This window comes from Arboricoccus pini (genome assembly GCF_900187945.1).
GTDB classification, from domain to species: Bacteria; Pseudomonadota; Alphaproteobacteria; order Geminicoccales; family Geminicoccaceae; genus Arboricoccus; species Arboricoccus pini.
Map to the genome: position 1 here is coordinate 1 of NZ_FYEH01000023.1, position 10,352 is coordinate 10,352.

Below are 10,352 nucleotides of genomic sequence, written 5' to 3' on the forward strand. Positions count from 1 at the left end.
CGCCGCGCATGCGTGCAGCCGCAAGGCCCGCGCGCGTGCGCTCCGCGATCAGGGCGCGCTCGAATTCGGCAAGCGAGCCCATGAGGTGGAAGACGAGGCGGCCGCCGGCCGTCGTCGTGTCGATGTTCTCGGACAGCGATTGAAACCCGCAGCCCTTGTCGCCCAGCTCCTGGACGACGGCGATCAGATGGGAGAGGGAGCGGCCGAGGCGGTCGAGCTTCCAGACCACAAGCACGTCATCGTTGCCGCATTGCGCGAGCGCGTCATCGAGGCCGGGGCGCTTCGTCGACGCGCCTGAAATCTGGTCCTCGAAGATTTTCTCGCAGCCGGCCGCCGTCAGCGCGCGACGCTGCAGGTCCAGGTTCTGGTCGTCCGTCGATACGCGCGCATAGCCCACTTTCATGCCGCCATTCTGGGACAGAGTTTCGGGACTCGCAAGCCGTTGAATTCGCTGTAGGCGAACAAACGTCCCAAAACCGGTCCTTTTTGGGACTGACTGTTGCCGGCGAGTCACGTTGTTCGCGCCTCCAGCAGGTCCTCAAGCCGGGTCGTGTAGCAGGGCGAGAGGTTCGCCCGCCGCATCGACCAGCCCGGCGAAGCGCCCGTTGATGGCATCGAGCGCCGTCATGAGCGCCTTCGACTTTGCGGGGTCTCTCGTCGCAAACATATCCGACGCCGGCAGCTCGGCCGGCCGGTAGAGGTCGACGAGCACGATGCCGGCCTTGGCGTAGCGAAAGCCGTCCCGCCAGATACCCTCGGCCGCGCGCGTTGCGGCGGAGACGAGGGCAAAGCTGTCGGCGGTCGCCTCGATCTCGATGGTGCGCTGGTTGCTGTAGGCGGGGTCGTTGTTGAAGCGGTTGGTGTGCATGAACACCTGGAAGGCCGCGGCTTTGAGACTGTGCCGGCGCAGCTTTTCGGCGGCGCGGGTCATGTAACTCGCGACGGCCTCGCGCATCTCGGGGTCGGCGACCGGCAGGCTGCTTTTGCCGAAGAACACGCCCCGCTGCACATAGGCGCGGTTGGGGATATCGCTCAGGAATCCCGCATAGGTCGCGCTGCCGTAGTTGTCGGAGACCTCCGGCCCCTTCTCCTCCTCTTGCGGCACGCTCGGGAAGAAACGCCGGAAAATCCAGCCCAGCAGCGGCACGATGACCATGACGGCGATAACGAAAGGCAGCAGCCAGGTCAGGAGCCCCTGCCGCACCTTCAAGGCGGGCTCCGTCGGCGCCTGCGCTGCCACGTAGGGGTCGAAGGCGGGTTTCGGCGCTGGCGGTGCCGGCGTCGCCTTGGGCGCCGCGGACGCATATCGGCCGCGCAGCGCCACCATGTCGTTATAGGACTTGTCCCACACGTCGCTCGCGAACTGGACGGAGGCGCGGTTGTTGACGCCATGCGCCCACTTCTCGGATAGCGCGGTCGATTGCTTTCGCACCCGCGCCTCGGCTTCGTCGTAGCGGCGCGCGCTGATCTTCCCGGCCTGGTATTTCAGGGTCAGCTCGGCGTCCTTGACGGCGAGCCGCGCACCCTCCGCCACGTCATGACGGTAGGCTTCCTCCGATAGGTCAGCCCCCTGCCCTGCCGGCGGCTCCGCTCGCGCCATCATCGGCATGAGGCCAAGACACAGGGCGAGGAGGATGGGCCGGAGCATCAGAACGGGCCGTCGTCGCTGCTGTCCTCGTCGGCCGGGGTTGCGGGCGTCTCCCGCTTCAGATGGGCCATGCCCTGCTCGTCGCAGACCCGGTTCCAAACGGCGCGCAGCGCCTCAAATTGCAGCGGGCTCGATTTAACCTCGGGCAGGATAAGCGCGAGGAAGTCGGTCGGCACCGGAACTGTCGCATCGCCGGCGTCGATCGCGGCCTCCACCTGGTCTTGAAAATCCGCCCAGGCCGTCATTTCGGCCGTACTGAGAAACTGCAATTGCAGTTTGTCCTCGGGGTCTGGTTCCATCAGTCGACCTTTCAAAGCGGAAGGTCCGTTGTGCAGCTGTGCACAACTGCACGGTTGCAACGGCTAGCGGTCGCCGAATTTACGGGCGGCGGTCTCGCGGCTGTAAAGCTCCTCGACCGCGCGCTTGATGAGCTGAGAGTTATCGAGGCCGAGCCGCGCGCGTAGCACCGCGACCATTTCGACCGTATCGCGGTCGAAGTAGCCGCCGATGTGCTTGAGCCCTACCCTCCCCGCCGCGGCGGGTTTTTCGGGCTCGTCCTTTTTGGCGGCGCTAACTCGCGCCGGCGCTTGTTTGGCCGGCGCGGCAGGTTCTGGCTCGGGCAAATCGAGATTCTTGAGGAAGTTCGCGGCGGTCACTTTCGGCTTTGCCATGAATTATTTCCTTGCCTTTTTGTGCACAACTGCACTTGTGCCCAGTTGCAACTCTGCACGTACCCAATCCCAAAGGGCACCGATTTCCTGCGCCGCCTTACTGCCGGGCTCCATTTCTGCGGCCGTCACCCCTTCCCGGCTCGCGTCGCGGTGCACCTTGAAGCGGTGGAGGATGGCCTCGGCCATGGGAATCCCGATGGTCTTGAAGACCTCGCGGGCGATCTTCTCCTCGCTCTGGCTGTTGGGCTGCGCCATCATGAGGACGACGGCGGCCGCCTTTCCGGTTGTCCGGGCAAGGCGCGCCGTGCGCGGGAGCTGCTCATAAGCCTCGATATCCGGCGTGCATGGCACCAGCACGAGGTCAGCGGCCTCGACGGCCGCAGGCGCTTCCGTGCTTCTCGCCGGCGGTGTGTCGATGATGACGAGGTCGCAGCCCGCCTTTTCGGCATGCTCCAGCAGCTTCGGCAGGTCGTTCTCGGTCGAGAACTTCACGGCCGGCAGCTGCTCGGTGCGACGGTCGCGCCATTGCGTCGTTGATTGCTGGGCGTCCATGTCGAGCGCCAGGACATTCAGGCCGGCGTTGCTCGCAGCCACGGCGAGCGAGCGCGTCAGGGTGGATTTCCCGACGCCGCCTTTCTGCATGGCGATTGCTAAGACTTTCATGTGCACCCCTGGTCAACTGCAACTCTGCACTTGTGCACAATTGCAGTTCCGATCATCATATAGAGAGGGGGTGCGCGTCAAGGCCTATGGCTGCAATTGCGCACTTGTGCTGAAAACCGGCGCGATTATCCGCCGGAGCATCGAAACGGTAGGGAAGGGGAGGGCGGTCCGCCTGCCCTGGACCGATGAAGCGGCACGAGACGCCGTCCTCGGCGTCCGGCTCAAGGTTCTCGGCAAATTCGTCTGAACTTGTGCAGGCGTGCAATTGTGCACAATAACGTTCGCCCCAACCCCTTCTTTCTTCCCTGCCAAGCCACTTCTTTTTGGCGCCGCTGGCCGGACCTGGGTGATGAGGCGCCGACCTAGCAGCCTCGCGCGGGCGCGTAGCGCCTCGCACAGGTGAGTCGGGGCGGAAGCCCCGTCCGTTTGCGCGCAGCCCGAAGGGCAAGCGCTCTTGCGACGCTACCGCTTTAGAGGGCGTGGGAAAGTTATCCACAGGCCGCTCCCGCGCGAGAGGGTGTTAAATTGGTGTTAGATTCAGGGTTAAGCGATTCCGGCAACTCGCTAAGTCATTGAAGCTAGGCCGTGAATTGGGGTCGGCTTAACATAACGGGTGGGTGATACCCCGAATAGCGGTGTGTGTTACCCCGAATTATGGTGTGTAAAACCCCGAATCTCGCTTCCGGTGGGTGAAACCCCGAAAGCCTTGCAAATAGCGGCTTTCCTGCATGCGTTGGTGTGTAAAACCCCGAACCTTGACAAACGGTGGGTGATACCCCGAATATGAGCCATGGTGTCTGAACCCCCGAATCCGCTTGCGCTCATACCTGAACGTCATCCCCAGCATGACCTGTTCATCTGTGACGTGGCCGATGCGGTGCTGAAGGACGTGATGCCGCAGATGGAGCATCCGTTCTATTCGCTGTCAAAGAAGCCCGAGACGACCATCCGGCGCTACGAGCACAACGGGCAATGGCTGGAGGTGACGCCAAGCGTCAAGGGCCTCGCCACCATCTACGACAAGGATATCCTGATCTACTGCATTTCGCAGATCATGGCGAAGCTGAAGCGGGGGGAGCAGGTCTCGAAGCGGGTCTTGATCAACAGCCACGAGCTGTTGCGCTTCACCAACCGCGGCGTCGCCGGCAAGGACTATGAGGCGCTGCAGGAAGCGATTGAGCGCATCCGCGGCACGACGATCGTCACCAATATCCGCACCGGCGACGAGGAGCAGACCGATACCTTCGGCCTAATCGATTCCTCCTCGGTGCGCCGCAAGCACGGCCTCGATGGCCGGCTGCTGACCTGCGAAATCACGCTCTCGGATTGGGTCTTCAACGCTATCCGTCATAACGAGGTGCTGACGCTGCACCGCGATTATTTCCGGCTGCGGAAGCCCATCGAGCGGCGGATTTACGAGCTGGCGCGAAAGCATTGCGGCCAGCAGCCGAGCTGGAAGGTCTCGGTCGAGGTCCTGCTGAAAAAGTCGGGCTCAAAGTCCTCGGACAAGGAATTCCGCAGAGCCGTCCGCAACCTGGCCGCCAGCGACCACCTGCCGGATTACCGCGTCGAGTTCGATACCAAGGCCGACATGGTCACCTTCATTAATCGGGGCACGATGAAGGCCTCGATCGCCGGCGGGACAGCCCCGGCCGAGCCTTGGACCGGCCGCCTCGACAGCGACATTTACGGCGACGCGCGCAACGTCGCGCCGGGCTGGGACGTGCACTACCTGGAGCGCGAATGGCGCAACTGGCTCGGTGAAAACGAGATCGTGCCGAAGGCGCCGGAGCGCCATTTCGTCAAATTCTGTCAGAGCTGGTTCGAGAAGCGGGGCAAGCCATGACGCGGATAGCTATGCAAGAACAATAACATTTGGGGGCCAGCACGATGGAGCTTGTAAAGTTTAAGGTTGAGAATTTCCGTTCTGTCGAGGACAGCGGATGGATTACCGTTGATCGCATCGGTGCCTTCGTCGGCGTCAATGAGTCCGGCAAGACCAACCTTATTACGCCGCTGTGGAAGCTTCATCCCGCTCGTGAGGGCGAGATACAGCCGACCTCCGATTACCCCAAAAAGCTTTTTGGCACCATTCGGGCGAGCCCTGGAAAGTACTGCTTTATCCAGGCGGTTTTCAGGACTGGGGATTTCGCCGACGAGCTGGTCAGCGTTACCGGAAGGGACAAGAGCGAGCTGGACCTTGTGCATGTCTGGCGTAACTATTCAGGCGATTATTACGTTCGCTTCCCCAATTGTAAGACCTCGGATGCCCTTGAAGCCAGTGAGGTCAAAACGGCGCTGCAGGAGTCGCTGGATTTCATCGAAGGCACGACAGCTCTCGCGAAGGAAGAGAGCAGCCGCGCGAAAATGATCGCTGCGCTGCGGGCAGAGATTGGCTCTCTCGGTACTACCGCTCTGAAGGCGCCCGCCCTAAAGGCGCTCATCGACCGTCTCGTGGCGGCGCAGCCTGACGACCCCGCTAAAACCAGCGTGATCTCTCCGCGCTTTGCGCAGGTTATTGAGGTCCTTCAGTCTCGCCATACGTTCATTTCCTCCCCTGCGCCGGGGTCGAAAGGCAACGGCTTGGAGGAGGTGCTGGAGGCGCTTCCTACCTTTGTCTACTACTCGAATTACGGCAATCTCGACTCCGAGATTTATTTGCCGCACGTCGTGCAAAACCTGAAGCGTGAAGACCTTGGCAGCAAAGAAGCGGCCAAAGCGCGCACTCTACGCGTCCTGTTCAAGTTTGTTGGCCTCTCCCCGGCCGAAATCCTGGAACTTGGGCGAGATTTCAAGGACCCTGCCAACCCCGGCCGTGAGCCGACACCTGCCGAGGCTGCGGAGATCGGTGAGAAAAAGCGCGAGCGCTCCATCCTTCTGCAATCGGCCAGCGCCTTGCTCACCAAGCGGTTTCGCGAGTGGTGGAAGCAGGGCGATTACAGGTTCAGGTTCGAGGCCGATGGAAACCACTTCCGTATTTGGGTCGCCGATGACCGAAGGCCAGAGGAGATCGAGCTAGAGAGCCGCAGCACGGGCCTGCAATGGTTTTTGAGCTTCTACCTCGTGTTCCTCGTCGAAAGTGAAGCTGCGCACCAGAACTCGATTTTGCTGCTGGATGAGCCAGGCTTGTCCCTTCACCCGCTAGCGCAGCGCGACCTTTCGGAATTCTTTGAGGGTCTGACAGAGACGAACCAGATTCTGTACACAACGCACTCGCCGTTCCTTGTCGACGCAGACCATCTGGACCGTGCGAGGAAGGTCTATGTCGCTCCCGACGGGACCACGAAAGCCACAGAAAACCTGCGCGAGGGCGCGGAGGGACCGGGTCAGGCGGGAGCCTCATACGCGGTGCATTCCGCGCTGAACCTCACAGTGGCCGAAAGCCTGTTACTTGGCTGTCAGCCGACGCTGGTGGAAGGAGCTTCCGACCAACACTACCTCACGGCCATCAAGACGCTGTTGATCAGGTCCGGCAAAATCACGCCGAAGCGCGAGCTGGTATTCCCGCCGTCGGGCGGCGCTAAGACCGCCAGGATGGTCGCGAGCATTCTGACGGGCCGCGACGATGCCCTACCGCTTGTCCTGCTCGACAGTGATAGTGTCGGTCGCAAAATGGCGAACGAGCTGAAAAGCTCTCTCTATCAGGACGGGCAGGATAGAGTACTTGAGGTCCAGACCTTCGTTGGCTTCCCGGAATCGGAAATCGAAGACCTAATTCCGGCTGCATTCCTGGCGGACATTGTCGATCGGTGGCAAAGGATGTCAGACCCGGAGGACGAATTCGCGCCGTCACTACAGGCGAGGAAACCTATCGTCCCACAGATTGAGGCTTGGGCTGAAAAGCACGGCATTGCCTTGGAGAAGGGCTGGAAGGTCGAAATCGCGAAGCGGTTTAAGAGCTTGGCTCTTACCCGCGGTATCGAGGCCTTCGATGCCGAAATGCAGGGTAAGTGGGTCACGCTATTTGAGAGATTAGCAGGGTAGGTGAGGCTGCTGTGCAGTTGTGCACAACTGCACACGTTACTGTTTGGCCGTTTCGCTCTCGGGTCCAACAGTAATCTGGTAGCGCTTCTCCGGCGCGGCATCGGCGACAGCGATATCGAAGCCCCGCTTTCTCAAAGTCGCCAGCGTCGAATGCACAGTGTTCTTCTGCCAGCCTGTTCCCTCGACCATTTCGCGGATGCTAGCGCCCTTTGGCCGGCGGAGGAGGCCGATCAGGGTTGCCTGTTTCGTGCCTTCGCGCGTCACCCCTTAGCCGCCCTCAATCTGGAGAGGCTTGCCACTGAAAACGATGAGATTGTCGGGCTCCGAGGCAAACCACGCATAGCTTCCCCAGGCGAGGCTGCTAACCGTCTTCCGGAAGGGCTGGCCCGCGCGGTCGAGGTAGGCCGTGACGAAAGCGACATGCTGCGACGGGAAACCCGCACCCTCCGATATCTGGAGGAGGGCGATCTTGCGGGCCTCGTTGACCGGCCCGTCGGTGTGCACCACCTCGACGAAGACGAGGAGCGGGTGTTCGGGACCGAGGTCGACGAGCACGATATCGGGCAGGCTCTTGTCGGCCGGGATGGTGAGGCCAATCGCCTTCGCCAGCTCGTCGTCGCGGGCCACCACCTTGTTGCCGCTTTCGCTAAGCGCGATGACGCCCGGTTTCTGCAGGAACTTCGGCGCGAAAACCTCGATGACGGCTTTCGAGATATCGGCGCTGGCGCCCGTCGTCATCCGCCGCGTCTCCCCGTTGGGGAAGGTGACAAGCTCATATTCACCGCCGCCCGCCGCGCCCTTGCGGACGATGGCGATGCGGGCGAGCGCGCCGGCGTTCAGGTATTTCTCGCGCCAGGCTGCGGCCTTCGCGATGAAGGTCGCCTCGTCAAGGTCTGGGGCCAGCAGCGCCGCGAAATCCGCCTGCAGCGCGTAGCGGCCGGCAGGCGAGGTCGTGGAGAGGCCCGGCCGCTCAATGACAGCACCGTTTTGGATGAGGGCATAGCGGATGGTGTCGTCGCGAATGGATTCCCGCGTGTTCACCGCGTACCAGCGGCCCGGCACATCGGCCTTGCTGGGCCGGATTGAAGCTTTCGCCCATTCCAGCCGCGCATCTTCGCTCTGCTTCTCGGCCTGCTCGTCGGTCATGCGCGTGACCTGGTCGGGCCTAATCCAAAGGTCGGCACCCTCGACCGCGCCGGCGTAGAGCATGACGAAAATCGTCTTCGCCGAAATATCCCAGATGGAATGTTCGCGGTTGGCGGAGCCTTCCGGGAAGATGACGGGGAGACGGCCGCGGATATCCTGCCAAGTGAGAAGCGGGGCGAGGCTCATGCCGCGTCCATGCCGTAGGCGGACCGCAACGCGCCCTCGATCGCGGCCCGCGTTGCGCCGGCGCTCACGAGTTTTTCGACGCCTGCCATCGCCTCGACAGGGGGGAGGGGAATCATTTCCAGCTCGAAGGCGGAGACGGCAACGCTGCCGCTGATGCAGCGGAACACCTGGTCGATGATATCGCTGTTGAGCACGGCCGCGACCGCCGCCGGCGAGACCTTCGGCTTCAGGGCGCGGACCATGTTGAGGTGGTTTTCGACAATGACGCCGTCATGCTTCTTGATGAAGGCTTGCGGCAGCTCGGCCGCGATAAGCCGGCGCTGCTGCTCCTTGGCGGTCGTGCGCTGCACGAGCACGCAGCTGCGGTCGACGACGAGCCAGTCGTCGCCCTTCTCGGTCTTGAAATAGGGCGCGTGGTTCCGCTTGTCGGCGCGGAAGACGAAACGGCCGTCGGCCGTCACCGCCTCCGCCCATATCAGCGGGTGAATGCCTTTGCCCGCCTTGGCGCGCATCTGCGGCTTGAAGCGGTTCCAGACGAGGGGGCCTGTCGAAACCTGGTAGCCCCAATCCGCAAGGCGGGAGGTGAGGGCGGTCGCCGCCTTGATGAGCGGCACATGCGCCGGCTCGCGCGGCGCAAGCCAGGGGTCGCCGGAGCCTTCCGGCAGAGAGACCTTGCCGTTTTTCGTGAGCTTGGCCTGCAGCTCGCTTTCGACGGTGAGGTAATGCACCTGGAATTCGGTCTGCGTGCCGCCCTTCTGATAGAGGGCGAGCAGGGTTTCCTGCAGCACGTCCTCGAATACGCCGCGGCGGGCATGCACGAAGTCGATCGCGACGGGTGGGGCCTCTTCGGCCAGCAGCCGGCGCAAGGCCGTGTAATAGAGGCCTCCGAGGGCGCTTGTCGGGGTCAGATAGGCGATGACGCCGCCGGGCCGCGCCCAGCGCACGGCGATATCGGTGAAGACGCCATAGAGGTTGGCGTGGCCGTAGAGGCTGCGCCCATAGCGAAGCCGCTGCGCTTCCGTCAGCTGCACGCGGCCGTAGGGCGGATTGCCGACAACGAGGTCATAGGTCTCGGAAGGCTCGGCCTGCAGCGTGTCGCCGACCTTGATAAAGAGCGGCGCGTCGCGCCCGCTCGAGGTGATGAGATCCGCAAGGGCGATCTCGAGCGCGGCCTGGGAGAGGGCGGCCGCGTTGCCGTCCAGCTCCATGCCGGCGAGGCGGGTGCCGAGCTGCGCGAGGATGAAGGCGGGTTCTGCATCTGCGAGGCTCGCGCGCATGCGCGCGGCCGCCTCCAGCAAAAATGCGCCGCCGCCGCTGGCCGGGTCGAGAACGCGGGCCGTCTTCCAGTCGACGCCGCCCTCCTCGGCGAGGTCGAGGAGGCGTTTGGTCAGGGCAGGGGGCGTGTAGAACGCGCCAAGCTCGCTGCGCTCCTTGCCCGGCAGCAGCGTCGTATAAAGGCTCGTGAGGGCATGGCAGCCCTCCAGCACCGGCAACTGCGCGGCGTAATCGCCCATGGTCTTCGCCAGCTGCTGGGCGGTTACGTCCAGCTTGCCGCGCACGGCAACGAGCGGCGCCGTGAGTTTCAGCGCTGGCGCTGCCTTCTCGGCAAACGCCTCAAGCGCGGCGCGCGCCAAAAGAGCGGCCTGGCTCGTGCGGCGGGATTCCGGAATGGTCTCGGCCCAGGCACGCGCGACAAAGCGCGTGCGCGCCAGCTCGGACCGCACGACGGCAAGGTCGGGTGCCTTCGGCGCCCGAGACTTGCGAGGCTTCTCGTCTGCAAAGGCCACGCTCATGCCGCACGGCCTTTCTGGGGGTGTTGAACGTCGAGGGCGCGATACAGCGTCGAGCGGCCCACCTGAAGCGTGCGCGCGATATCGGCCGGTCGCTCGCCGGCCTCCAGCAGCGCGCGCGCATGCCGGACCTGTTCGGCGTTCATGGCTTTCCGCCGGCCGATGCGGACGCCGCGCATGCGTGCAGCCGCAAGGCCCGCGCGCGTGCGCTCCGCGATCAGGGCGCGCTCGAATTCGGCAAGCGAGCCCATGAGGTGGAAGACG

The 10,352-nt window shown here is 63.3% G+C and carries 12 protein-coding genes and 1 pseudogene; 3 read left to right on the forward strand and 10 right to left on the reverse strand.

Annotated elements, in window-relative coordinates; genetic code table 11:
* The 6 genes and pseudogenes from CFB17_RS18585 to CFB17_RS18605 form a co-directional block, all read right to left on the reverse strand.
* The coding region (locus CFB17_RS18585; RefSeq protein WP_133063960.1) for a recombinase family protein at nucleotides 1–403 on the reverse strand (403 nt) is incomplete at its 3' end.
* 107 nt (nucleotides 404–510) lie between these two features.
* A complete protein-coding gene (locus tag CFB17_RS20120) occupies nucleotides 511–615 on the reverse strand; it encodes a DUF4113 domain-containing protein (protein WP_088563084.1) in 105 nt (34 codons plus the stop codon).
* A gap of 82 nt (nucleotides 616–697) precedes the next feature.
* Nucleotides 698–1,648: pseudogene (locus tag CFB17_RS19740) on the reverse strand (DinB/UmuC family translesion DNA polymerase); the annotation flags it as partial.
* Nucleotides 1,648–1,947 (reverse strand): hypothetical protein, encoded by a 300-nt coding sequence (locus CFB17_RS18595; protein ID WP_088563085.1) that lies wholly within the window; start codon nucleotides 1,945–1,947, stop codon nucleotides 1,648–1,650. The gene CFB17_RS18595 and the pseudogene CFB17_RS19740, both read right to left, overlap by 1 nt.
* A 63-nt stretch (nucleotides 1,948–2,010) precedes the next feature.
* Nucleotides 2,011–2,319 (reverse strand): hypothetical protein, encoded by a 309-nt coding sequence (locus tag CFB17_RS18600; RefSeq protein ID WP_088563086.1) that lies wholly within the window; start codon nucleotides 2,317–2,319, stop codon nucleotides 2,011–2,013.
* A gap of 3 nt (nucleotides 2,320–2,322) precedes the next feature.
* On the reverse strand, nucleotides 2,323–2,982 hold the full coding sequence (locus CFB17_RS18605) for a ParA family protein (RefSeq protein WP_088563087.1): 660 nt from the start codon (nucleotides 2,980–2,982) through the stop codon (nucleotides 2,323–2,325).
* Nucleotides 2,983–3,052: 70 nt separating this feature from the next.
* Here CFB17_RS18605 and CFB17_RS19400 point away from each other — a divergent pair, with 70 nt between their 5' ends.
* The 3 genes from CFB17_RS19400 (at nucleotide 3,053) to CFB17_RS18615 (ending at nucleotide 6,966) form a co-directional block, all read left to right on the forward strand.
* Nucleotides 3,053–3,229, forward strand: a complete 177-nt coding sequence (locus CFB17_RS19400; RefSeq protein WP_165769712.1) for a hypothetical protein — start codon at nucleotides 3,053–3,055, stop codon at nucleotides 3,227–3,229.
* Nucleotides 3,230–3,772: 543 nt separating this feature from the next.
* A complete protein-coding gene (locus CFB17_RS18610) occupies nucleotides 3,773–4,828 on the forward strand; it encodes a replication initiator protein A (protein WP_088563088.1) in 1,056 nt (351 codons plus the stop codon).
* A gap of 44 nt (nucleotides 4,829–4,872) precedes the next feature.
* On the forward strand, nucleotides 4,873–6,966 hold the full coding sequence (locus CFB17_RS18615) for an AAA family ATPase (RefSeq protein WP_088563093.1): 2,094 nt from the start codon (nucleotides 4,873–4,875) through the stop codon (nucleotides 6,964–6,966).
* Nucleotides 6,967–7,002: 36 nt separating this feature from the next.
* Here the strand turns inward: CFB17_RS18615 and CFB17_RS18620 are convergent, their stop codons facing one another.
* The 4 genes from CFB17_RS18620 to CFB17_RS19875 form a co-directional block, all read right to left on the reverse strand.
* Nucleotides 7,003–7,230, reverse strand: a complete 228-nt coding sequence (locus CFB17_RS18620; protein WP_088563089.1) for a DUF3489 domain-containing protein — start codon at nucleotides 7,228–7,230, stop codon at nucleotides 7,003–7,005.
* Nucleotides 7,231–7,233: 3 nt separating this feature from the next.
* On the reverse strand, nucleotides 7,234–8,298 hold the full coding sequence (locus CFB17_RS18625; RefSeq protein WP_088563090.1) for a BsuBI/PstI family type II restriction endonuclease: 1,065 nt from the start codon (nucleotides 8,296–8,298) through the stop codon (nucleotides 7,234–7,236).
* Nucleotides 8,295–10,091: an HsdM family class I SAM-dependent methyltransferase gene (locus CFB17_RS18630; RefSeq protein WP_088563091.1), complete on the reverse strand. Its 1,797-nt coding sequence runs from the start codon at nucleotides 10,089–10,091 to the stop codon at nucleotides 8,295–8,297. Before CFB17_RS18630 ends, CFB17_RS18625 begins: the two co-directional genes overlap by 4 nt.
* Nucleotides 10,088–10,352, reverse strand: a 265-nt coding sequence (locus CFB17_RS19875) for a helix-turn-helix domain-containing protein (protein ID WP_165769713.1), incomplete at its 5' end; no start/stop codon positions are given. The genes CFB17_RS19875 and CFB17_RS18630, both read right to left, overlap by 4 nt.

Coding starts and splice junctions, on each gene's coding strand:
- CFB17_RS20120 (WP_088563084.1), bottom strand. CDS start 615: ATGCCATCAACGGGCGCTTCGCCGGGCTGGTCGATGCGGCGGGCGAAC.
- CFB17_RS18595 (WP_088563085.1), bottom strand. CDS start 1,947: ATGGAACCAGACCCCGAGGACAAACTGCAATTGCAGTTTCTCAGTACG.
- CFB17_RS18600 (WP_088563086.1), bottom strand. CDS start 2,319: ATGGCAAAGCCGAAAGTGACCGCCGCGAACTTCCTCAAGAATCTCGAT.
- CFB17_RS18605 (WP_088563087.1), bottom strand. CDS start 2,982: ATGAAAGTCTTAGCAATCGCCATGCAGAAAGGCGGCGTCGGGAAATCC.
- CFB17_RS18610 (WP_088563088.1), top strand. CDS start 3,773: ATGGTGTCTGAACCCCCGAATCCGCTTGCGCTCATACCTGAACGTCAT.
- CFB17_RS18615 (WP_088563093.1), top strand. CDS start 4,873: ATGGAGCTTGTAAAGTTTAAGGTTGAGAATTTCCGTTCTGTCGAGGAC.
- CFB17_RS18625 (WP_088563090.1), bottom strand. CDS start 8,298: ATGAGCCTCGCCCCGCTTCTCACTTGGCAGGATATCCGCGGCCGTCTC.
- CFB17_RS18630 (WP_088563091.1), bottom strand. CDS start 10,091: ATGAGCGTGGCCTTTGCAGACGAGAAGCCTCGCAAGTCTCGGGCGCCG.